Below are 23075 nucleotides of genomic sequence, written 5' to 3' on the forward strand. Positions count from 1 at the left end.
GCTTGTGGAGACTGCCGCATGGCACCGAACTGATCGCCGCTAATCGCTCACGACACTTCGACTTCGTAGAAGCAGAAGTGGTCCTTGATCTCGGCCACGTCCGCCTTCGGCTCGGGATACGCCCACACCAGGTCCGCCGCCTCCGGCAGCGACCAGTAGGACGCGGTGCCCTTGAACGGGCAGTACGTGTGCGTGTCGGAGGGGGTCAGCAGGTCCAGTCGTACGTCGTCGGCGGGGATGTAGTACCGCACCGGACAGCCCGTCTCCCGCAGGAGGAGGGGGCGGTCGCTCTCCGCCAGCACCTGGTCGCCATGGACGGCCCGTACGCGCTGGGTGCCCTGTTCGATCGTGATCGTGTGTCCATCAGCCATACCCGAAAAGCACTCGCGGGCCGCCGGTTCTTCCCGCGTACGGTGACTCCATGCGAATCTGTGTCTTCCTCTCCGCGGCCGACCTCGACGAGCGATACACCCGACCCGCACGGGAGTTCGCGAAACTGATCGGCAAGGGCGGCCACACACTGGTCTGGGGCGGGTCCGACGTCGGGCTGATGAAGGTGGTCGCCGACGGCGTGCAGGAGGCGGGCGGCAGGCTGTACGGGGTCTCCGTGGACTTCCTGGCGGCCAAGGCACGGCAGGGTGCGGACGAGATGGTCGTCGCGCGTGATCTGGCCGAGCGCAAGAAGCTGCTCCTGGAGAACGCCGACGCCGTGGTGATCATGGTGGGCGGCACCGGCACCCTCGACGAGGCCACCGAGATCCTGGAGCTGAAGAAGCACGGGCACACCGACAAGCCGGTGGTGCTGCTCAACAGCGCGGGCTTCTACGACGGCCTGAAGGAGCAGTTCCGCCGTATGGAGGACGAGGGCTTCCTGCCCCGGCCGCTGTCCGACCTGGTGTTCTTCGCGGAGGAGCCGGTGGGGGCGCTGGCGTATCTGGAGGAGAGCCGGGGCGTCGAATGACGCGCGTGTGATGCGGCCCCGTGTGATGCGAGCATGGCGGGCATGGCTACTCATGTGATCACCGGAGCGGGCTCGGGCATCGGGGCGGCCGTGGCCCGCCGGCTGCACGCGCGCGGGGACGATCTCGTGCTGCACGCGCGCGACGCGGGCCGTGCGAAGGAGCTCGCGGCTCAGTTCCCCGGCGCGAAGACGCTGGTGGGCGATCTGGCGGACCCCGACAGGCTCTCCTGGGCGTTCTCGCACCAGACGCTCCCGGACCGCGTGGACTCCCTCCTCCACATCGCCGGCGTGGTCGACCTCGGCCCGGTCGGCGAGCTGACCCCGAAGTCCTGGCGCCACCAGCTCAACGTCAACCTCATCGCCCCCGCCGAGCTGACCCGCCACTTCCTGCCCCAGCTCCGCGCCGCCCGCGGCCACGTGGTGTTCGTGAACTCGGGCGCGGGCCTGAACGCCCACGCCGCCTGGTCGGCGTACGCCGCGTCGAAGCACGGCCTGAAGGCCCTGGCGGACTCCCTGCGGCACGAGGAGCACGGCAACGGCATCCGCGTCACCTCCGTCTACCCCGGCCGCACCGCGAGCCCCATGCAGGCCAAGGTCCACCAGCAGGAGGGCAAGGAGTACGACCCGTCGAAGTGGATCGACCCGGAGTCGGTGGCGACGACGATCCTGACGGCCCTGGACCTGCCGAGGGACGCGGAGATCAACGACGTGACGGTACGCCGGGCCGCTGACGCCGACGGCCGCTGACGCCGACCTACGCAGTTCAGCCCGTCCGGCGTTTGAGGACGAGGCCGTTCAGGCCGATGGGGGTCCAGGGGGAGGAGCCCCCTGGCGGGGTCGAAGGGGCGGAGCCCCTGGTGATGGGACGGGTAGGGGCGGCGGGGGCGAGAAACCGAGGCCCGCACCACAGCACACCGCCCCGACGACCTACGTAGGCTTCCCCACGTGAACGAAACCTTCAGCTTCGGCCCCGCCACCGGCATCGGCTCCCTCCCGGGAGGCAACGCCCGCGAGGCCGCCAAGACAGTGACGGGGACCTTCGAGGACTTCCCGTTCCTCGCCGAGCTGCCCGCCCGCGGCCCCGGCGCGGACATGATCGGGCGCACGGCCGGCATGCTCGTCGAGCTGTACGCGCGCGTGGAGCCCAGCGGCTGGCGAATCGGCGACCACCCGGGCCGGGACACCAAGCGAGCCCGCTCCTGGCTCGGCGAGGACCTCGACGCACTCGAGGAGTTCACCCAGGGCTACGAGGGACCGCTGAAGGTCCAGGCGGTGGGCCCCTGGACGCTGGCGGCCAACCTCGAGCTGAAGAACGGCGAGGCCGCGCTCTCCGACCCCGGCGCCTGCCGCGACCTCGCCGCCTCCCTCACCGAGGGCCTGCGGCTCCACCTCGCCGAAACACAGCGCCGCATCCCCGGCGCTCAGCTCGTGCTCCAGCTCGACGAGCCGTCCCTCACCCCCGTACTGCGCGGCCATGTGAAGACCGCCAGCGGCTACCGCACCCACCGCGCCGTCGACCGGCAGATCATCGAGGCCACGCTCCGCGACATCATCGGGGTGCACGGCGGCGCACGGGTCGTGGTCCACTCGTGCGCACCGGACGTCCCGTTCGCCCTGCTGCGCCGGGCGGGCGCGGCGGCCGTCTCCTTCGACTTCACGCTCCTCACCGAACGTGACGACGACGCGATCGGCGAGGCGGTGGAAGGCGGGACCCGGCTCTTCACCGGTGTCGTGCCGACCACGGACGGCCCATTGTCAGACCCTGCCGGTAGCGTCATGGGTGTCAGGACGCTGTGGCGCAGGCTGGGGCTGCATCCGGGGCTTCTCGCGGACGCGGTCACGGTCACTCCGTCGTGCGGACTCGCGGGGGCTTCCCCCGGGTACGCGCGCGAGGCCCTCGCCCACTGCGTCCGGGCGGCGAGATCCCTCGCGGACAACCCTGAGTAACGGGAGGACGACACGGTGGCCGGCGAAAAGCAAGCGGAGACGACGGTGCCCGCCGAGGCACGGGAGAAGCACGCGCAGCTCGCTGAGCAGATCGAGGAGCACCGCTTCCGGTACTACGTGAAGGACGCTCCCGTCATCAGCGACGCGGAGTTCGACAAGCTCCTGCGCACCCTGGAGGCGCTGGAGGAGGAGCACCCCGAGCTGCGCACGCCGGACTCGCCGACCCAGAAGGTCGCGGGCGCGTACGCCACGGAGTTCACGGCCGTCCAGCACCGCGAGCGCATGCTCTCGCTGGACAACGCCTTCAGCGACGAGGAGCTGGCCGCCTGGGCCGAGCGCGTCGCCAAGGACGTCGGCGCGCCCGACTACCACCTGCTGTGCGAGCTCAAGGTCGACGGCCTCGCCGTCAACCTCACGTACGAGCACGGCCGTCTCACACGCGCGGCGACCCGCGGCGACGGCCGTACGGGCGAGGACATCACGCCCAACGTCCGTACGATCGCGGAGATCCCGGACCGTCTGAAGGGCGACCGCATCCCGGAGTTCGTGGAGATCCGCGGCGAGGTCTACTTCCCGATGGAGAAGTTCCAGGAGCTCAACGCCCGCCTGGTCGCGGCGGGCGACAAGCCGTTCGCCAACCCGCGCAACGCGGCGGCCGGTTCGCTGCGCCAGAAGGACCCGCGTGTCACCGCCACCCGCCCCCTGCACATGGTCGTCCACGGCATCGGCGCCCTGCGGGGCTTCGACGGCATGACCCGCCTCTCCCAGGGGTACGACCTGCTGAAGGCCTGGGGCCTGCCCACCTCCCGGCACAACAAGGTGGTCGACGGCCTCGACGGCGTACGGGAGTTCATCGCGTACTACGGCGAGAACCGCCACTCCGTGGAGCACGAGATCGACGGCGTGGTCGTCAAGCTCGACGAGATCCCGCTCCAGGGACGGCTGGGCTCCACCTCCCGCGCCCCGCGCTGGGCGATCGCGTACAAGTACGCGCCCGAGGAGGTCAACACCAAACTCATCAACATCCGCGTGGGCGTGGGCCGCACGGGCCGGGTCACGCCGTACGCCCAGGTGGAGCCGGTGACGGTGGCCGGCTCGGAGGTCGAGTTCGCCACCCTGCACAACCAGGACGTGGTCAAGGCCAAGGGTGTCCTCATCGGCGACACCGTGGTGCTGCGCAAGGCCGGTGACGTCATCCCGGAGATCCTCGGACCGGTCGTCGACCTGCGCGACGGCACCGAGCGCGAGTTCGTGATGCCGAGCGAGTGCCCCGAGTGCGGCACGCCGCTGAGGCCGATGAAGGAGGGCGACGTCGACCTGCGCTGCCCCAACGCCCGCTCCTGCCCCGCCCAGTTGCGCGAACGCCTGTTCTATCTCGCGGGCCGCAAGTCGCTGGACATCGAGCACTTCGGGTACGTCGCCGCGGCCGCCCTCACCAAGCCGCTGGAGCCCGAGGAGCCTCCGCTGGTGGATGAGGGCGACCTGTTCGACCTCACGATCGAACAGCTGCTTCCCATCAAGGCGTACGTCCTCGACCAGGACAGCGGCCTGCCCAAGCGGGACCCGAAGACCGGCGAGGAGAAGGTCGCCACGGTCTTCGCCAACCAGGAGGGCAACCCGAAGAAGAACGCGCTCGCCATGCTGGAGAACATCCAAGCTGCCAAGCAGCGCCCGCTGGCCCGCATCCTCACCGGCCTGTCGATCCGTCACGTCGGGCCGGTCGCCGCCGAGGCCCTGGCCCGGGAGTTCCGCTCGGTCGACCGCATCGAGCAGGCCTCGGAGGAGGAACTGGCCAACACCGACGGCGTCGGCCCGATCATCGCGAAATCACTCAAAGAGTGGTTTGCCGAGGACTGGCATCAGGAGATCCTCCGTAAGTGGAAGGCTGCCGGCGTCCGCATGGAGGAGGAGGGCTCCGGCGAGGATGAGGGCCCTCGCCCCCTCGAAGGGATGACCGTCGTCGTCACCGGCACGCTCGAACACTTCACGCGCGACGGGGCGAAGGAGGCGTTGCAGACCCGTGGCGCGAAAGTAACCGGTTCTGTTTCGAAGAAGACGTCCTTCGTCATTGTGGGTGACAATCCTGGATCGAAGTACGACAAGGCGATGCAGCTCAAGGTGCCTGTTCTGAACGAGGAGGGCTTCAATGTCCTGTTGGAACAGGGCCCGGAGGCGGCAGCCGAAGTCGCGCTTCCGGCAGAGGAGTAGCGAGGAGTAGCGGTTGAAGGCCACCCGATCGGCGCATACCAGATGCATATGGGTGGCCGGGACGCATTCGGGCAACCGCCGACGACCAGTGCCCGTGGAAGCCTTCTGCGGCCTACTGTTGAGATGTGCGCCTGCCGTGCCCAGCTGCGGTTGGGGCATCCCTTTTGTTCTTGAAGGGCCCTTGAAGGACAAAAGGGAAGAGTTTTCCAACGCGGCGCCGCCCAAGGGTTGTCGGGTATGGGCCGCGTGGCGTGGGCACCGCCGGCTGTGAGAGGGACGGGAATGGAACCGACCGAGAGCGCCGCCCCGGACTCACGGCTGCGCCTGCGCCGGGTGGTCGGCGCATGGCGGGAGAGCCGGCGGGCCGGGCGGCCTTCGGAGCGTCCGGGCGCGGAGGGGCGCGCCGCGGGACAGTACGTCGCGGGACAGTACACGGCCGCCGAGGGCCTCGGCGCGCCGCAGCTCACCGCCGAGCGCCCCTCCGGGCTGCCCGGAGCCGAGGCCGAACGGCACCTGTCCTGGCCCGCCCTGCCGGCGGTGACCGTCGCGGCGGCCGGTTTCGTCCTGGGCGCCGGGTTCTACCGGGCCTTCACCGGCGGCCACGCGCTCTTCCCGTCCGGCACCGTGGGCTGGTCGCTCGCCCTGCTGACCGGCGTCATCGTCGGCCACCTGGTGGCGCTCGGCCGCGCTCGCTGGTGGGGCGGCACCGGCTCCGGCGCCGCCCTCACCCTCGCCGTCCTGCTGCTCTACGGCGGGGTGCCGGCCGGCATGGTCAGCCTCACCGTCGTCCTGCTGGTCGGCGTGGCCCGCCGCCACCGCTGGCGACAGGGCCTCCTGCACGGCGCGGTGGACATCCTCGGCATCGGCGCAGGAGCCCTGCTGCTGGGTGCCTTCGGCCGGTTCCCGTCCGTCGAGCACCCCTGGAACCCCGACACCTGGACGGTCTACACCGCCCCCGAGGTCGTGCTGGTCGCGGTCGCCTACCTCGCGGTCACCCGCGCCCTGGGCTGGTATCTGCACACCCCGAGCTCCGGCCTGCCCACGGTCGCCCGCACCGCCCTGGTCAGACAGGGCCTGGTCGCGGTCGCGCTGCTCGGCATCGCACCGCTGGTCTGCGTGGTCGCCATCGCCAAGCCCATCCTGCTGCCGCTGTTCGCCATCCCCCTCATCGCCCTCGACTCCACCCTGCGGATAGCCAGGGCCCGGGCCGAGGAGCAACTGCGCGATCCGCTGACCGGGCTGCCCAACCGCCAGTGGCTGCTGGAGCGCATCTGGACGGCCCTGGACGACGCCGAGCGCATCGGCGCCCGCTCCGCGCTGATGCTGATCGACCTCGACCGTTTCCGCTCGGTCAACGACACGCTGGGGCACCTGGCCGGTGACCGGCTGCTGCTGCAGATAGCCGACCGGCTCCGACTGGCGCTGCCGCGCGGTGCGGAGGCGGCGCGGCTGGGCGGCGACGAGTTCGCCGTCTTACTGCCGGTCGCCGACTCCACGACCTCCGCGACCCGGGTCGCCCGCGGCCTCGTCGCCGCCCTCAGCTCCCCGCTCGACCTCGACGGCCTCACCCTCGTGCTGGAGGCCAGCGCCGGAGTCGCCGTCTTCCCCGACCACGCCCTCGACGCCGAGGGCATGCTGCGCCGGGCGGACGTCGCGATGTACCAGGCGAAGCGGGACCGTACGGGCGTCGAGGTCTACGAGTCCAAGCGGGACTCGAACACCCCGGACCGGCTCGGACTGCTCGGCGATCTGCGCCGGGCCCTGGACGCGCACGAGGTCCAGCTGCACTACCAGCCCAAGGTCCGCTTCGACGGACAGGTGGCCGGCCTGGAGGCCCTGGTCCGCTGGGTGCATCCCGAGCGCGGCAAGGTCCCGCCGGACGAGTTCATCGCCATCGCCGAGTCGTCCGGCCTGATGCCCCATCTCACGGAGTACGTCCTGGAGACGGCCCTCGGCCAGGTCGCCGAGTGGCGCTCCCAGGGGCTGTTCGTCCCGGTCGCGGTCAATGTCTCCCCACGCGACGTGCACACCCCCGGCTTCGCGGGCTCCGTCGCCGCCCGCCTCGCCCGCCACGGCGTCCCGGCGGGAGCGCTCCAGCTGGAGATAACGGAACACGTCCTCCTGGAGGACCCGCAGCGCGCCGCCGACACCCTCGCCGGGCTGACCGGCCACGGCGTGAAGATGTCCCTGGACGACTTCGGCACGGGCTACTCCTCGCTGGTGCATCTACGGCGACTGCCGGTGAGCGAGCTGAAGATCGACCGCTCGTTCGTGGCCCGGCTGGCCGTCGACACCGAGGACGCGGAGATCGTCCGCTGCACGGTGGATCTGGCGCACTCCCTCGGGCTCCTCGTGGTCGCCGAGGGCGTCGAGGACGACGAGACCTGGGAGCGCCTGCGCGACCTGGGCTGTGACGCCGTACAGGGCTGGCTGGTCGCGGCGGCGATGCCCCCGGAGGAGACGACGGCGTGGCTGCGGGCGCGGGGCTCACGGGGCTGGCAGCGGCCGCAGCGGCCGAGGGCGGCTCTGCCGGCCGCGGAGTGACTCTCCGCGGTGGCTCTCCCACCCGCCCGTCCGTTCACCCCGGCTGAAAGGGCGCCCTCCCCTGCGGGCTTGGCCGCCGTCGGCGGCCGCGGGCGCCGACGGCGGTCGGGGCGGACCTGCCGACGCGGCTGTCTGACGTCACCTCATGGGGTCGCCACACCGAGGGATGAGGCTGCCCGAGAAACCGTTTCACGGGCACACGCCCCCGCCCCATAGGATTGGCCCCAAACCACACACTCTCACCCCCAGAGGATCGCTGCATGCCTGGCATCACGCGCGAGGAGGTCGCCCACCTCGCCCGGCTGGCGCGTCTGGAGCTGAAGGGCGAAGAGCTCGATCACTTCGCCGGTCAGCTCGACGACATCATCGGCGCGGTCGCCCGCGTCAGCGAGGTCGCCGACCAAGACGTACCGCCGACCTCGCACCCGCTCCCGCTGACGAACGTCATGCGCGCGGACGAGGTCCGTCCGTCGCTCACCCCCGAGCAGGCGCTCTCCGGCGCCCCGGCCCAGGAGCAGCAGCGTTTCAAGGTGCCGCAGATCCTGGGGGAGGACTAAGACCACCATGACGGACATCATTAAGCTCACCGCCGCCGAGACCGCCGCGAAGATCGCCTCCGGCGAGCTGACGGCCGTCGAGGTCACCGAGGCCCACCTCGCCCGCATCGAGGCCGTCGACGAGAAGGTGCACGCCTTCCTGCACGTCGACCGCGAGGGCGCCCTGGCCCAGGCCCGTGCCGTCGACGAGAAGCGGGCCAAGGGGGAGAAGCTCGGGCCGCTGGCCGGCGTTCCCCTCGCGCTCAAGGACATCTTCACCACCGAGGGCGTTCCGACGACCGTCGGTTCGAAGATCCTCGAGGGCTGGATCCCGCCGTACGACGCGACCGTCACCAAGAAGCTGAAGGCCGCCGACGTCGTCATCCTCGGCAAGACCAACATGGACGAGTTCGCCATGGGGTCGTCGACGGAGAACAGCGCCTATGGCCCGACCGGCAACCCGTGGGACCTCACCAAGATCCCCGGCGGTTCCGGCGGCGGGTCGAGCGCCGCGCTCGCCTCCTTCCAGGCGCCCCTCGCCATCGGCACCGACACCGGCGGCTCCATCCGCCAGCCGGCCGCCGTCACCGGCACGGTCGGCGTGAAGCCGACGTACGGCGGCGTCTCCCGCTACGGCATGGTGGCGTTCTCGTCCTCCCTCGACCAGGGCGGCCCCTGCGCCCGTACGGTCCTGGACGCGGCCCTCCTCCACGAGGTCATCGCCGGGCACGACCCGCTCGACTCCACCTCCATCGACGCCCCGGTCCCGCCGGTCGTCGAGGCCGCCCGCAACGGCTCCGTCGACGGCATGCGCGTCGGCGTCGTCAAGCAGTTCCGCGGCGAGGGCTACCAGGCCGGCGTCATCCAGCGCTTCGACGAGTCCGTGGCCCTGCTGAAGGAACTGGGCGCCGAGATCGTCGAGCTGGACTGCCCGTCCTTCGACCTGGCCCTGTCGGCGTACTACCTGATCGCCCCGTCCGAGTGCTCCTCCAACCTCGCCCGCTTCGACGGCCTGCGCTACGGCCTGCGCACCGGCGACGACGGCACGCACTCCGCCGAGGAGGTCACCTCTCTCACCCGTGCGGCGGGCTTCGGCCCGGAGGTCAAGCGCCGCATCATGCTCGGCACGTACGCGCTGTCGAGCGGCTACTACGACGCGTACTACGGCTCCGCCCAGAAGGTCCGCACGCTCATCACGCGCGACTTCGAGAAGGCCTTCGAGCAGGTGGATGTGATCGTCTCCCCGACCACGCCCACCACCGCCTTCCCGATCGGCGAGCGCGCCGACGACCCGATGGCGATGTACCTCGCCGACCTGTGCACCATCCCGACCAACCTGGCGGGCAACGCGGCCATGTCGCTGCCCTGCGGTCTCGCCCCGGAGGACAACCTCCCGGTCGGCCTGCAGATCATCGCTCCGGCGCTGAAGGACGACCGTCTTTACAAGGTAGGCGCCGCCGTCGAGGCCGCCTTCGTGGAAAGGTGGGGCCACCCGCTGATCGAGGAGGCTCCGTCACTGTGAGCGCACTGACCAAGGCCAAGGGCTTCAAGAAGTCCAAGTCCGGTACGTACCTGTCCATCGCCGGGACCGCGTTCGGCGCGATCGGTGTCGCCAAGCGGCTGAAGAAGGCCCGCGCCGAGAAGGACACGCTGGTCCTGATCGACGCCACCGTGTCCGCCGTCGCGATCGTCACCGGCCTCGCCATCCTGTACCGCGAGCTGAAGCGGCTGGGCGACGACGACGTCCTGCTGGGCTGAGAGGGAAGTTTCACCGTGACCACCACGACCGACCTGGTGTCGTACGAGGACGCGCTGGCGTCGTACGACCCCGTCATGGGCCTCGAGGTCCATGTCGAACTCGGCACCAAGACCAAAATGTTCTGCGGCTGTTCGACCGCGCTCGGTGCCGACCCGAACACCCAGACCTGCCCCACCTGCCTCGGCATGCCCGGCTCGCTCCCGGTCGTCAACGCGACCGGCGTCGAGTCCGCCATCAAGATCGGTCTCGCCCTGAACTGCGAGATCGCCGAGTGGTGCCGCTTCGCCCGGAAGAACTACTTCTATCCGGACATGCCGAAGAACTTCCAGACCTCCCAGTACGACGAGCCGATCGCCTTCAACGGCTACCTCGACGTGCAGCTGGAGGACGGGGAGACCTTCCGCGTGGAGATCGAGCGCGCCCACATGGAGGAGGACACCGGCAAGTCGACGCACGTCGGCGGCGCGACGGGTCGTATCCACGGCGCCTCGCACTCGCTCCTCGACTACAACCGCGCCGGCATCCCGCTCATCGAGATCGTCACCAAGCCGATCGAAGGCGCGGGCGAGCGTGCTCCCGAGGTGGCGAAGGCGTACGTCCGTGAGCTGCGCGAGCTCATCAAGGCACTCGGCGTCTCCGAGGCCCGGATGGAGATGGGCCAGATGCGCTGCGACGTGAACCTGTCGCTGCGCCCGAACGGCACCGAGAAGTTCGGCACCCGCTCCGAGACGAAGAACGTCAACTCGCTGCGGTCCGTGGAGCGCGCGGCCCGCTTCGAGATCCAGCGGCACGCGGCCGTACTGAGCGGTGGCGGGACGATCGTCCAGGAGACCCGGCACTTCCACGAGGACACCGGGTCGACGACCTCGGGCCGCGTGAAGGAGGAGGCCGAGGACTACCGGTACTTCCCCGAGCCGGACCTGGTGCCGGTGGCGCCCACGCGCGAGTGGGTCGAGGAGATCCGCTCCGCGCTGCCGGAGCTGCCGCTGGTCCGCCGCAACCGGCTGCGCGAGGAGTGGGGCGTCAGCGCCGTCGACATGCAGGCGATCCTCAACGCCGGTGCGCTGGAGCCGATCGTCGCCACGATCGACGCCGGTGCCGACGCGGCCTCCGCCCGCAAGTGGTGGATGGGCGAGCTGGCCCGCAGCGCCAACGAGTCGGGCAAGGCGCTGGACGAGCTGGCGATCACGCCGGAGCAGGTCGCCCGGGTGGCCAAGCTGGTCGCCTCCGGCGATCTGAACGACAAGCTGGCCCGCCAGGTCATCGAAGGCGTCCTCGCGGGCGAAGGCACCCCGGACGAGGTCGTCGACAAGCGCGGGCTGAAGGTCGTCTCCGACGAGGGCGCGCTCACCGCCGCCGTCGAGGAGGCCATCGCCGGCAACCCGGCCATCGCGGACAAGATCCGCGGCGGCAAGGTGGCCGCGGCCGGCGCCCTGGTCGGCGCGGTCATGAAGGCCACGCGCGGCCAGGCGGACGCGGCCCGCGTCAAGGAGCTGATCCTGCAGAAGCTGGGCGTCAGCGAGGGCTGAGACCCGCGGTACGGCCCCGGAGGCATGGTCTCCGGGGCCGTACTGTACTTACGGCGTCACTGTCACTTACGGCGTCCCACGACCCGTGCGAAGCCGAGCACATGCTCCATGTCGGCGTGCATCAGGTCGACCGACCAGCGGGCCATGTCGGCCATGAACTCGCTGGAGCTCTCCTCGGCGCACACCTCGCTCCACAGCAGCCAGTCGCGCCAGCCGTCCTCCAGCCAGTCGGCCGTCTCGACCTCCACGGCCCCGCTGCGCGTCCACAGCCGCCGCCACCAGGCGGGGGAGTGGAACGCCCAGAAGCCCGGATCCTTCTCCCAGTACTCCCTCAGGTGCGCCGGCGGCTCGTCGCCCTCCAGCTCCTCCCGCAGCGCGGGCACGACGACCCCGATCCGCCCGCCCGGCTTCAGCAGCCGGGTCAGCGTGGGCAGGTACAGGTCGTCGGTGCCGAAGTACTGGTACGCGTCGACGGACACGATCGCGTCGAAGCTCCCCTCGCCGAACGGCAGGTCGTGCGCCTCGGTGAACACGGGCAGGACGCGGTCCGCGACGCCGGCCTCCGCGACGCGCGCGGCGTTGTCGTCGGGCTTCACCCACAGGTCGGCGGCGATCACCTGGACGTCGTACTCCCTGGCGAGGAACACGGACGTCATGGCGCGGCCGCAGCCGAGGTCGAGGACGCGGGCGCCGGGGCGCAGCTCCTCCAGGCCGAGCGCGGGGGCCAGCCACTCCAGCAGCCACAGCGCGTGCGGGCCCATCTGGTTCTCGATGGTCCAGCGGGCGTCGTAGCGGTTGCTGCGCGGGTGGCGGGGGTGGGTCAGACGCTCGGTGAGGCGGTCAGTCGAGGTCCCTTGTGTGATGTCTGACATCGGTGAACGGGCTCCTTGAGTCCTTCGTAGGGGAAAGAGATGCGTAGGAGCTCGGTCGGACCTTCAAACAATGCACCTGCTTCGGTCGGCGGCGATGTGCCGGGAACGACGGACGCCGGGAAGCTAGCAGCCGTGCTGCCGTCCCGCATCCGATTTGTTCGGCGGGACGCGCTACGCTCCCCCGCCATGAGTGGACGCGGAGATTCCGAGGCATCCCAGATCCAGGGGGACATACAGGAGGACCTCGCGGATCCGGCGCGGGAAGCGCGGCGGGCCCGCTGGACGGCGGCCGGAACCGGGGCGCTGCTGGCCCTCGCGGGCCTGGCCGCGTCGATGCTCCGCTTCACCGGTTCCGCACCGACCCTCGTCCCCGCCGCCTACGCCGTGGGGGCCGCCGTGTGCGCGCTCGCCTCGGTTCTCGGGTCACGGGGGCGGACCAGGCGTGCCCTGTGGCTGCTGATCGCGGGGGCGATGGTGATGGCCGTGGGTGACCAGTTCGACTGAGGTGACAGAGTCCCCGTTACTGTCCTGTGATCTGCCTCCCACTCTTGTGAATAAACGCACGAACGGCTCAAAGGATCACATAGGCCTGCGAGAGTTGGCCTCGCATTGCTCATGCGTTCTTTGCGGGCCGTTCACATCATGAAGTTTCATGGACGACTGTTCCCGGTCAAAGATCCTCATATCGTCATCCTGGGAGCACGTTCGTGGCAGCCCTCGCGCGTTGGTGTGTCCGACGACGTCTAGTCGTCGTAGTCCTGTGGCTCCTCGCCCTCGGCGGGGTGACCGCGGGTGCCGCCGTCACGGGCTCCGCCTACTCGAACGACTACAAGGTCCCCGGCACCGAGTCCGGCCGCGCCACGCAGCTGCTGCAGGACGGCTTCCCGGGCCTCGGCGGCGACAGCGACACCGTCGTCTGGCACACCACGTCCGGCACGGTCCGCGCCGCCGACGTGGAACAGACCATGACCCGCACCCTCGACCGGATCGCGGCCCTGCCCGGCGTGGTCGCCGTGTCCGGTCCGTACGACGATCAGGGCGCCGGCCGGATCAGTGAGGACGGACATACGGCGTACGCCACGGTGACCTTCGACGATCCGGCCCAGGACATCCACGCGTCCGAGGCGCGGGCCGTGGTCCGGGCCGCCAAGGGCGCCGAGACCGACGGGCTCCAGGTGGAGCTGGGCGGCAGCGCCATAGGGCTCACCGAGTCGTCCGGCGGTCACCTCGCCGAGGTGGTCGGCGTGGCGGTCGCGGCGGTGGTGCTGTTCCTCGCCTTCGGCTCGCTCGCCGCCTCGCTGCTGCCCATCGCCACCGCGCTGGTCGGCGTCGGCACCGCGTACGCCGGGATCGTGCTGCTCGGGCACGCCATGACCGTCGCCGACTTCGCGCCCATGCTCGGCATGCTGATCGGGCTCGGCGTGGGTATCGACTACGCGCTGTTCATCGTCACCAGACACCGGAAGGGTCTCAAACGCGGGCTGTCCGTGACCGAGGCGGTCACCAACGCCGTGGCCACCACCGGACGCGCGGTGGTATTCGCGGGTGCCACCGTTTGCATCGCCCTGCTGGGGATGCTGATCCTCCAGCTCGGCTTCCTCAACGGCGTCGCCATAGCAGCCTCGCTGACCGTCGTCCTGACGGTCGCGGCCTCCGTGACTCTGCTGCCCGCCCTGCTGTCTGTCATCGGCATGCGCGCCCTCAGCCGGCGTGAGCGCAGGAGGCTGGCGGAGCACGGGCCCGAACCCGAGCTGCCGACCGGGTTCGCCGCCCGCTGGTCGGTGTTCGTGGAGCGCCACCCCAAGCTGCTCGGCGCGCTCGCCCTGGTCGTCATCACCGTCCTCGCCCTGCCCACCCTGGGGCTTCGCCTGGGCACCTCCGACCAGGGCAACGACCCCGAGACGGCGACCACGCGCCAGGCGTACGACCTCCTCGCGGACGGTTTCGGGCCGGGTGTCAACGGCCCGCTCACCCTCGTCACGCACGTCGACGGAGCCGAGGACAAGCTCGCCCTCGACAACCTCGACGCGACCCTGCGCACCATAGAGGGCGTCGCGTCGGTGACACCGGTGACGTACAACTCCGGTGGTGACACGGCGTACTTCTCGATCGTCCCGGAGTCGGCGCCGCAGTCCCACAGGACCAGCGACCTCGTGGACCGGTTGCGCACCGAGGTGCTGCCGCGGGCCGAGGCCGGCACCTCGCTCGACGTCCAGGTCGGCGGGGTGACGGCCGGCTACGACGACTTCGCCGACGTCATAGTCGGCAAGCTGCCCGTGTTCGTCGGCGTCGTCATCGGCCTGGGCTGCCTGCTGCTCCTGCTCGCCTTCCGGTCCATCGGCATCCCGCTGAAGGCCGCCGCGATGAACGTCGCCGCCGTCGCCGCCGCCTTCGGTGTCGTCGTCGCGATCTTCCAGTGGGGCTGGGGGAGCGAGCTGCTCGGGCTGGGCCGCGCCGGTCCCATCGAACCCTTCCTCCCCGTGATCATGGTGTCCGTCCTGTTCGGGCTCTCCATGGACTACCAGGTCTTCCTGGTCAGCCGGATGTACGAGGAGTGGCTGGAGACCGGCGACAACCGGCGGGCCGTCCGTGTCGGCCTCGCCGAGACCAGTCGGGTGATCAACTCCGCCGCGGTGATCATGATCTCCGTCTTCCTCGCCTTCGTGCTCAGCGGCGACCGCGTGATCGCCATGTTCGGCATCGCGCTCGCCGCCGCCGTCGCCCTCGACGCCTTCGTGCTCCGTACGCTGCTGGTGCCGGCCCTCATGCACCTGCTCGGCGGCGCCAACTGGTGGCTGCCGCGCTGGCTGGACCGCCGTATGCCCCGCATCAGCATCGAGGCGCCCGAGAGCCGTGCCGCCCATGAGAGGCTGGCCGCCGCGACGGACGCCGAGGCGGCGGACGTCCTGGCGAAGGGGCGGGAAGAACAGGATGTACGGGATATCCCTGGGTGACGACGGCGCCGAACTGCGGCCCCTGGAGCCGTGGCACGCCGAGGAGTTCCTCGCGCACCTGGACCGCGGCCGGGAGTTCATCAACCGGTTCATCCCCTTCGGCGAGAAGGCCACGGACCTGGCCTCCGCCCGGGACATGCTCCAGCGGTACGCCGACCTGCGCGCCGCCGACACCGCCTCCCTGCACGGCCTGTGGCTGGACGGCAAGCTCGTGGGCGGAGTGCTCTTCCTGAACTTCGACGCGGAGAACGCCAACTGCGAGGTCGGCTGCTGGCTGGAACCGGCCGGCACGGGACGTGGACTGGTCACCCGAGCGATGCGGGTGCTGCTCGACTTCGCGATCGAGCAGCGCGGCATCCACCGGGTGGAGTGGATCGCCGCCGTAGGCAACCAGGCAAGCCTGAACGTGGCCCGGCGCCTGGGGATGACCAGAGAAGGCGTGCGGCGGGAGTGCTATCCCCATCACGGGGTACGGCTCGACCTCGAGGTGTGGTCCGTCCTCGCCCCGGAGTGGCGCGCGACACGCGCGCGTGTGGCTCACAACGATCATTAAGCAACCTCTCAGACAGGATCCGTACGGTGCGGAACATGGGAACCAAGACAGCTGACGAGACCGGCGCCGAGACGGGCGCCGAGACCACGACCGACGAGGAGAAGGTGAACGCCGGCGCGATCGGCGAGGTGACCGAGACAGAGGCCGAGGACACGGGAGCCGAGGACACGGAGGCCGAGGCCGTCGATGTCGTCACCAAGGGCGAGGAGACGGACGCCTCCGCCGTCGGTCAGGGCGCGGGCGCCGTCGTCGCCGCCGGGCTGGGCCTAGTCTCGCTCACCGGTGGCTGGATCGGCACCGTCGCCGCCGCCCGCGAGACCCTCGTCGGCCAGCTGCGGACCTCGTCCTCCGCGAACGTCGCCACGCAGATCAAGGAGGTCTACGGCGACGCCTGGCAGACCACCGCGCTGTGGAGCGGCCTGTTCGCACTGCTCGCGGTGATCGTCGGCGTCGTCGTCCTGGCCCGGCCCGCGTTCGGCGCGCCCGGCAGGTCGCAGGCCGCCTGGATCAAGTCGGTCGCCTGGGGCGGTGTCGCGCTCGGCGTCATCGGCCTGCTCCTGGCCGTCCTGAAGTACACCGACGCCCTGCTGGGACTGCCCTCCGCGGGCTGAGGCACCGCACCTCCTGAGGGGTCTTAGGGCCTCCGTAAGCACCTTACGGAGCTCCTGAGGCCCCTCACCCACATCTAAGGCCCCAGCGGCCGCCGAAGATGCGGAACTCTCCCGATGTGGCGGACCCACCTTGGAGACGAAGGTTGAGGCATCGCAGAAAGCGAAGCCCGAAACCGACCTCCTCCAAGGGGACACGCCATGTACGAGTACGAGCTCTCCCAGTTCCGTTCCGCCGACCTCATCCGCCGTGCCGAGCAGGCGCGGCTGGCCCGCGAGGCCGTCCGCGGCCGTCGCGCCGCCCGCCGCGAGGCCGCCCGCCACGCCGCCGAGGGCGAGGTGCATACCGGTCGCCCACGTCGGTACCGGTTCCCGCGTGCTGCGTGAGCGCCGGGGCCGGGGAGGGCGGCCGTACGGCCTTGCCCGCCCGCGTGGTGACGGCCCTCCCCGGGAAAACGGGTGCCGCACTGTTGGACCCGCGTGCGATGCTCGGCATCGTGGAGACCAGGTCCGTCAGTCCCGTGTTCGTCGGCCGCACCGACGAGTTGGACGCGCTGAACGACGCGCTCGCCCGCGCCTGCGCGGGCGAGCCGCAGGCGTTACTGCTCGCCGGTGAGGCCGGGGTCGGCAAGACCCGCCTCGTCGAGGAGTTCGCCACCACCGCCTGCCGCCGGGCCGCCGTCGTCGCGCTCGGCGGCTGTGTCGAGATCGGCGCCGACGGACTGCCCTTCGCTCCCTTCTCCACCGCGCTGCGCGCCCTGCGCCGCGAACTGCCCGAGGAATTCGCCGCCGCGGCCGCCGGTCAGGAGGAGGAGCTGGCCCGGCTGCTGCCCGAGCTGGGCGAGGCGGGCGTGGGCCGGCACGACGAGGAGGGCATGGCCCGCCTCTTCGAACTCACCGCACGGCTGCTGGAGCGGGTCGCCGCCGACCGCACCGTCGTCGTCGCCCTGGAGGACCTGCACTGGGCCGACGCCTCCACCCGCCACCTCCTCGCCTACCTCTTCCGCACCCTGCGCACCGGCCGCCTCGTCGTCCTCGCCACCTACCGCTCCGACGACATCCACCGCCGCCACCCGCTGCGCCCCCTGCTCGCCGAACTCGACCGGCTGCGCACCGTCCGCCGCCTCGAACTGAGCCGCTTCAACCGCACCGAGGTCGGCCGCCAGATCGCCGGAATCCTCGCCCAGGAACCCGACCCAGCCCAGGTCGACGAGATCTTCGAGCGCTCCGACGGCAACGCCTTCTTCGTCGAGGAACTCGCCGTCGCCGCCCACGAAGGGGGCTGCGTCGGCCTCACCGACTCCCTGCGCGACCTCCTCCTGGTCCGTGTCGAAGGGCTGCCGGAGAGCGCCCAGCGGGTCGCCCGGCTCGTCGCCGAGGGCGGCTCCACCGTCGGATACCGGCTGCTGGCCGCCGTCGCGGGGCTCGCCGAGGACGACCTCATCGAGGCGCTGCGGGCCGCCGTGAACGCCAACATCCTCCTCGCCGCTCCCGGCGGCGACGGCTACCGCTTCCGCCACTCCCTGGTCCGCGAGGCCGTCGGCGACGATCTGCTGCCCGGCGAGCGCTCCCGCCTCAACCGCCGCTACGCCGAAGCGCTGGAAGCCGATCCCACGCTCGTCCCCGCCGACGAGCGCGTCATGCGCCTGGCCAGCTACTGGTACCACGCCCACGACGCCTCCAAGGCCCTGCCCGCCGTCCTGGACGCCTCCGTCACCGCCCGCCGCCGGCACGCCTACTCCGAACAACTCCGGCTCCTGGAACGGGCGATGGAGCTCTGGGACACCGCCCCCGAGGACATACGGGCCGAGCTGCGCCCCGTCGACTACACCGAGGTCTACCCAGCCTGCGGCTGCGACCCGGCGACCACACCCCTGCGCTACCTCGACCTCATGGCCGAGGCCGCCGTCGCCGGGCGGCTGTGCGGGGAACGCGAACGCGCACTGAAGATCACCAAGCGGGCGTTGCGGCTGCTGGAGGACGAGGGGGACGACCCCCAGCGCGCCGCCTGGTTCTGGGTGCAGCGGTCCCGGCTGGTGCAGGCGCAGGCCCGGGGCGACGGCTGGCAGGAACTGGGCACCGCGCAGGACCTCGTACGCGGCCTGCCGCCGTCCGAGGTGCACGCCGAGGTGCTCTCCACCGTGGCCAACTGGGCGATGCTGCACGAACCCGGCCCCGACGCCTTCTCCGCGGCCGAACGCGCGGTGGAGTACGCCCGCATGGTCGGCGCCCGCGACATCGAACTGAACGCGCGCCTCACCCTCGGCTGCCTCATGGTCGACGGGGGCGATGTCGACGCCGGGCTGGCCGAGCTGTACGAGGTCAAGGAACGGGCCGTCGAGGAGGGCATGACCTATGTGGCCAGCCGCGCCCATGTGAACCTGCCGTCGGAACTCGAGGCCGTCGGCCGCTCACGGGAGGCCGTGCCCATCCTCGAGGCCGGCATCGCCTACAGCCGGAAGTACGGTCAGCTGGACTCCGAGGCCTGGATGTGGGGCAACCTCTGCGACTCGCTGTACTCGCTGGGCCGTTGGGACGACGCCGCCGAGGCCGCGGCGACCGCGCTGCGGGTGGGACACAGCGCCAAACCCCAGGGCGCCGGCGCACTGCGCCTGGCCAACCTCGCCCTCGTCCGGGGTGACGTGGCCGGGGCCGCCGCCCACCTGGCCACCGCCCGGGCGCACTACGGCACCCACGACCCCATGCCCCAGCAGGCGCTGCCCCTCGCCCGGATCGTGATCGGCGTGGCCGCGGGGGAGGGCCGCCTGCTCGACGCCCGCGCCGAACTGGAGCGGGTCCTCGACGCCGGCTTCCCGCCCGGCACCCAGCGCTACGGCTGGTCGGTCCTGCTGGCCGCCGCGCTCGCCGAGGCCGACGCACGCGACCTGGCCACTGCCGAGGAAGGCCGGGCCGTCGCCCTCGACCGCATCCTCGTGGCCGTCAAGACGCTCACCACGGGCGCGCCCGTCTGGCTCGCCGTCGAGAAGTGGGTCCGCGCCGAGGTCCGCCGCGCCGAGGGCCAGGACACCCCCGAGCTGTGGTCGGAGGTCGTCACCGCCTTCGAACACTTGGACCATCCCTACGATCTCGCCCGCGTCCGGTACCGGATGGCCGAGTCCCTGCTGGCGGGCGGGGGCGAGCCCGAGCGTGCCCGGGCCACGGAACTGCTCCGCCTCGCCCACGCCGTCGCCGAGCATCTCGGCGCACGTCCCCTCGCCGAAACCGTCGCCAGGCTCGCCCAGCGCGCTCGCCTCACCCTGACCGGGACCCGCCCGTCCACCCCGGACGACCCGGCCCGTGCCCTCGGCCTCACCGGCCGGGAACGCGATGTCCTCCGCCTGGTCTCCGCCGGCCGCACCAACCGCCAGATAGCCGAGGAACTCTTCATCTCCCCCAAGACCGCCAGCGTCCACGTCTCCAACATCCTGGGCAAGCTCGGCGTCTCGGGGCGGGGAGAGGCGGCGGCGGTGGCGCATCGGCTGGGGTTGTTTCCGCCGGCGGCGGAAGAGTGGGTGGGCGCGGGATGATGGAGAAGGCCGACTGGCGCGGAGGATGACCTCTCGGTGACCCGCCTCCGGCACTCGCTGATCAACGACGCATGGGCACCCGTCGCCACACAGCCTGGGAAGGAAGCCATGTTCAACGTCTTCGAGGAACTGTTCTCCCCCGGCCATAAACACACCCGTGACGAGAAGAAGCGCCTTGAGCTGACCCGGGAGGACGTCGGGGACGGCGATCCCGGGCGCGGGCCGATAGATCTCGCGTCCGGGATCGTCGTCGTACGGCCGCCGAAGCCGGACGAAGAAGGCCTGGACGAAGATGGCCTGGATGAGGAAGGCCCCGACGAGGAAGACTCCCCACAGAAGTGAGCGGCGGCGCTAGCTGACCTGCACCTCCAGAATCCGGTCGTCCCCGTCCTGTGGGTCTCCCCGGCCGTCCGTGTTGCTGGTCACCAGCCACAGCTTGTCGCCGCCGGCCGGCGCCACTGTGCGCAGGCGGCCGTACTCGCCCTGGAGGAAGGCCTGCGGATCCGCCGAGGCCGCCGTGCCGTTCAGGGGGATGCGCCACAGCCGCTCGCCCCTCAGGCCCGCCATCCAGATGGAACCCTCGGCATAGGCGATGCCGCTGGGGGAGGCCTCGTCCGTGCCCCACTGGGCTATCGGGTTGTGGTACTCGGAGTTGCTGGACTTGCCCTCGGCTTCCGGCCAGCCGTAGTTGTCGCCCGGCTTGATCGCGTTCAACTCGTCCCAGGTGTCCTGGCCGAACTCAGCGGCGAACAGGCGCTGTTTGCCGTCCCAGGCCAGGCCCTGCACATTGCGGTGGCCGTAGGTGTAGACCGGGGAATCCGGGAACGGGTTGCCCGGAGCCGGGTCGCCCTCCGGGGTCAGGCGCAGGATCTTGCCGCCCAGGGAGTCCCTGTCCTGGGACAGGCCCTTCTCACCACTCTCGCCCGTGCCCGCGTACAGCATCTTGTCCGGGCCGAAGGCGATCCGGCCGCCGTTGTGGATGAAGCCCTTGGGGATGCCCCTGAAGATCGTGTCGGGCGCGCCCAGCTGCTCGCCGGACGGCTTCTGCTCGTCGTACAGCATGCGGACGACGCGGTTGTCCGAGGCCGAGGTGAAGTACGCGTAGACCATGCGGTCCGAGGCGTAGTCGGGCGACAGCGCGAGGCCCATCAGACCGCCCTCGCCGGCCGGTGACACCCCCGGCACCTCGCCCAGCTCGGTCTTCTTGCCCGACTCCCCGTCGACCCGCGTGATCGTCGCCTCGTCGCGGGAGGAGACGAGCAGGTCGCCGTCCGGGAGCGGGGCGAGGCCCCAGGGGGTGCTCAGGTCCTCGGCGACCGTGCGGACCACCTTCACCGAGCCCTTGGCGGGGGCTGCTGCCTCACCGGCCTGCCCGGAGGGCGTCGGCGCCCCGGAGGCCGTACGGTTCGGTGTGGCGCCGTCACCGCCGTCCGACGACCCCCCACCTCCGCCGTCGGAGGAGCAGCCGGCCGTCAGCAGGAGCGTGGCCGCGGCCAACAGGGCCGACACAGCTCGATGTTGCACGATCTTGGTCCCTTCGACGGGCGGTCTCGCGGCAGGTTCTACTTGTCATACACCGCTCGCGCCTCACAGGTTCCCGATCACCGCAATCAGATGCGAGCCGCGCCGCCCGTCACGTCCGGGGTTCGGCGCCTGCGCTGTCGGTCACTCCTGGGTCTCGTCGTGTCGGCGTGGGCGGTCATGGTCGGGATCCCGTGCCCGCGCGGCCGGTGACTCCCGGCCTCCGCCAAGACCGCGTCGCCCCTCACGTCCGGGATCCCGTGCCCGCGCGGCCGGTGACTCCCGGTCCCGCCGTGCTCGTGCGGCTGGTCATGTGCGGAATCCCGCGCCTGCGCCACCGGTGACACCCGGGATTCCGCCGAGACCGCGTCGCCCGTCGCGTCCAGGATTCCGTGCCCGCGCCCCCGGTCACCCCCACCACCCGGCACCGACCCCGTCCCGTCACCCCAGGGACCCCGCGACGGGAGCCCCCGACCGGGCCCGTCACTCCCACGACCCCTGCGCCCCCGGCAGCCCCGCCACCTCCGCCAGGTCCTGTTCCGTCAGGCGCAGCGTCGCCGCGCGGGCGTTCTCCGTCGCCCAGCGCTCCTGCTTGGTCCCCGGGACCGGGACCACGTGGCGGCCCTGCGCCAGCACCCAGGCCAGGGCCACCTGGGCCGGGGTGACGTCCTCGCCGTGGCGGCGGGCTATGCGGCGCAGGCCGGCCACTATCGGCTGGTTCGCGGCCATCATCTCGGCGGTGAAGCGCGGGTGGCGGGCGCGTACGTCGTCCGGTTCGAAGCCCTCGCCGGGGGTGAGGGTGCCGGTCAGGTAGCCGTTGCCGAGCGGCATCGCCGCCAGGAAGCCGATGTCGCGCGCCTCGCACCAGGGCAGCAGCGACTCCCGCGCCTCCGGCGACCACACCGACAGCTCCGCCTGCACCGCGCTCACCGGGAACACCTGCTGCACCCGCTGCAACTGCCGGATCGTCCCGTCGTGCAGCCGCGCCCCGGACCGGCGGCCGCCCCGCGCGCCCATCGCGCACAGCCCCAACGCCCGTACCTTTCCGGCCCGGACGAGCTCCGCCATCGCGCCCCAGGTCTCCTCCACCGGAACCTCCGGGTCCGCCCGGTGGAGCTGGTAGAGGTCGATCACATCGGTCTGCAGGCGCCGCAGCGACGCGTCGCAGGCGCGCTTCACGTAGCCCGGGCGGCCGTTGGCCACGATGTGCTGATCGCCCACCAGCAGGCCGACCTTGGTCGACACGAAGGCGTCCTGGCGGCGCTCCTTCAGTACCCGCCCCAGTAGCAACTCGTTGGTGAAGGGGCCGTACATGTCGGCCGTGTCCAGGAGCGTCGAGCCCAGGTCCAGCGCCCGGTGCACCGCCCTGAGCGACTCGTCGCCGCGCTGCCGTGATCCGCTGTACGCCCAGCTCATCGGCATGCACCCGAGTCCGACGGCTCCCACCGCGAGCGCCGCCGCGCCGATCGTCCTGCGCTCCACCTGCTCGTGACCCTCCCTCTCCAGGCCTCCCAACCTAACCTCTGCGGTGCCGCGTCCCTGACATAGCCTCCTGA

At 71.2% G+C, this 23075-nt stretch carries 20 protein-coding genes; 16 read left to right on the forward strand and 4 right to left on the reverse strand.

Annotation, left to right across the window (positions count from 1 at the left end):
- Positions 1 to 47: 47 nt before the first annotated feature.
- Complete coding sequence (locus Q4V64_RS37145; protein WP_124439035.1) at positions 48 to 371, reverse strand: DUF427 domain-containing protein; 324 nt, start codon at positions 369 to 371, stop codon at positions 48 to 50.
- A 50-nt stretch (positions 372 to 421) separates the two neighbouring features.
- Here Q4V64_RS37145 and Q4V64_RS37150 point away from each other — a divergent pair, with 50 nt between their 5' ends.
- The 9 genes from Q4V64_RS37150 (at position 422) to gatB (ending at position 11484) form a co-directional block, all read left to right on the forward strand.
- Positions 422 to 961 (forward strand): TIGR00730 family Rossman fold protein, encoded by a 540-nt coding sequence (locus Q4V64_RS37150; RefSeq protein WP_124439034.1) that lies wholly within the window; start codon positions 422 to 424, stop codon positions 959 to 961.
- A gap of 33 nt (positions 962 to 994) precedes the next feature.
- Positions 995 to 1708 (forward strand): SDR family oxidoreductase, encoded by a 714-nt coding sequence (locus tag Q4V64_RS37155; protein ID WP_124439033.1) that lies wholly within the window; start codon positions 995 to 997, stop codon positions 1706 to 1708.
- Between the two features lie 198 nt (positions 1709 to 1906).
- Entirely contained in the window at positions 1907 to 2908 is a 1002-nt protein-coding gene (locus Q4V64_RS37160; RefSeq protein ID WP_124439032.1) for a methionine synthase, read from the forward strand.
- A gap of 15 nt (positions 2909 to 2923) precedes the next feature.
- Entirely contained in the window at positions 2924 to 5116 is a 2193-nt protein-coding gene (ligA, locus tag Q4V64_RS37165) for an NAD-dependent DNA ligase LigA (RefSeq protein WP_124439031.1), read from the forward strand.
- Between the two features lie 282 nt (positions 5117 to 5398).
- Positions 5399 to 7660, forward strand: a complete 2262-nt coding sequence (locus tag Q4V64_RS37170) for a bifunctional diguanylate cyclase/phosphodiesterase (RefSeq protein ID WP_303713841.1) — start codon at positions 5399 to 5401, stop codon at positions 7658 to 7660.
- Between the two features lie 260 nt (positions 7661 to 7920).
- A complete protein-coding gene (gatC, locus tag Q4V64_RS37175; RefSeq protein ID WP_015036350.1) occupies positions 7921 to 8217 on the forward strand; it encodes an Asp-tRNA(Asn)/Glu-tRNA(Gln) amidotransferase subunit GatC in 297 nt (98 codons plus the stop codon).
- Positions 8218 to 8224: 7 nt separating this feature from the next.
- Positions 8225 to 9718, forward strand: coding sequence for an Asp-tRNA(Asn)/Glu-tRNA(Gln) amidotransferase subunit GatA (gatA, locus tag Q4V64_RS37180; protein ID WP_124439029.1), 1494 nt, complete (start codon positions 8225 to 8227; stop codon positions 9716 to 9718).
- On the forward strand, positions 9715 to 9954 hold the full coding sequence (locus Q4V64_RS37185; RefSeq protein ID WP_124439028.1) for a hypothetical protein: 240 nt from the start codon (positions 9715 to 9717) through the stop codon (positions 9952 to 9954). The genes gatA and Q4V64_RS37185 overlap by 4 nt, the downstream gene beginning before the upstream one ends.
- A 15-nt stretch (positions 9955 to 9969) precedes the next feature.
- The gene (gene gatB, locus Q4V64_RS37190) at positions 9970 to 11484 is read left to right on the forward strand and encodes an Asp-tRNA(Asn)/Glu-tRNA(Gln) amidotransferase subunit GatB (RefSeq protein ID WP_124439027.1); all 1515 of its coding nucleotides are present in this window, start codon (positions 9970 to 9972) and stop codon (positions 11482 to 11484) included.
- Positions 11485 to 11546: 62 nt separating this feature from the next.
- Here the strand turns inward: gatB and Q4V64_RS37195 are convergent, their stop codons facing one another.
- A complete protein-coding gene (locus Q4V64_RS37195; protein ID WP_124439026.1) occupies positions 11547 to 12356 on the reverse strand; it encodes a methyltransferase domain-containing protein in 810 nt (269 codons plus the stop codon).
- Positions 12357 to 12542: 186 nt separating this feature from the next.
- Here Q4V64_RS37195 and Q4V64_RS37200 point away from each other — a divergent pair, with 186 nt between their 5' ends.
- The 7 genes from Q4V64_RS37200 (at position 12543) to Q4V64_RS37230 (ending at position 20340) form a co-directional block, all read left to right on the forward strand.
- Positions 12543 to 12860: a hypothetical protein gene (locus tag Q4V64_RS37200; RefSeq protein ID WP_124439025.1), complete on the forward strand. Its 318-nt coding sequence runs from the start codon at positions 12543 to 12545 to the stop codon at positions 12858 to 12860.
- Between the two features lie 203 nt (positions 12861 to 13063).
- Positions 13064 to 15310 carry an MMPL family transporter gene (locus Q4V64_RS37205; protein WP_124439024.1) on the forward strand — a complete coding sequence of 749 codons (2247 nt, stop codon included), beginning with the start codon at positions 13064 to 13066 and terminating at the stop codon, positions 15308 to 15310.
- Positions 15288 to 15863, forward strand: coding sequence for a GNAT family protein (locus tag Q4V64_RS37210; protein WP_124439023.1), 576 nt, complete (start codon positions 15288 to 15290; stop codon positions 15861 to 15863). Before Q4V64_RS37205 ends, Q4V64_RS37210 begins: the two co-directional genes overlap by 23 nt.
- A gap of 35 nt (positions 15864 to 15898) precedes the next feature.
- The gene (locus Q4V64_RS37215) at positions 15899 to 16474 is read left to right on the forward strand and encodes a hypothetical protein (protein ID WP_124439022.1); all 576 of its coding nucleotides are present in this window, start codon (positions 15899 to 15901) and stop codon (positions 16472 to 16474) included.
- Between the two features lie 198 nt (positions 16475 to 16672).
- Positions 16673 to 16858 carry a hypothetical protein gene (locus Q4V64_RS37220; protein ID WP_124439021.1) on the forward strand — a complete coding sequence of 62 codons (186 nt, stop codon included), beginning with the start codon at positions 16673 to 16675 and terminating at the stop codon, positions 16856 to 16858.
- A gap of 98 nt (positions 16859 to 16956) precedes the next feature.
- Positions 16957 to 19998, forward strand: a complete 3042-nt coding sequence (locus tag Q4V64_RS37225; RefSeq protein ID WP_172629112.1) for a helix-turn-helix transcriptional regulator — start codon at positions 16957 to 16959, stop codon at positions 19996 to 19998.
- 108 nt (positions 19999 to 20106) lie between these two features.
- Positions 20107 to 20340 carry a DUF6191 domain-containing protein gene (locus tag Q4V64_RS37230; protein WP_124439105.1) on the forward strand — a complete coding sequence of 78 codons (234 nt, stop codon included), beginning with the start codon at positions 20107 to 20109 and terminating at the stop codon, positions 20338 to 20340.
- 9 nt (positions 20341 to 20349) lie between these two features.
- On the opposite strand, the gene Q4V64_RS37235 is transcribed toward Q4V64_RS37230, so the two are convergent.
- Positions 20350 to 21507 carry a PQQ-dependent sugar dehydrogenase gene (locus Q4V64_RS37235; protein ID WP_124439019.1) on the reverse strand — a complete coding sequence of 386 codons (1158 nt, stop codon included), beginning with the start codon at positions 21505 to 21507 and terminating at the stop codon, positions 20350 to 20352.
- 495 nt (positions 21508 to 22002) lie between these two features.
- Positions 22003 to 23001, reverse strand: a complete 999-nt coding sequence (locus Q4V64_RS37240; protein ID WP_124439018.1) for an aldo/keto reductase — start codon at positions 22999 to 23001, stop codon at positions 22003 to 22005.
- Between the last annotated feature and the right edge of the window lie 74 nt (positions 23002 to 23075).

Source organism: Streptomyces sp. NL15-2K (assembly GCF_030551255.1).
GTDB lineage: Bacteria > Actinomycetota > Actinomycetes > Streptomycetales > Streptomycetaceae > Streptomyces.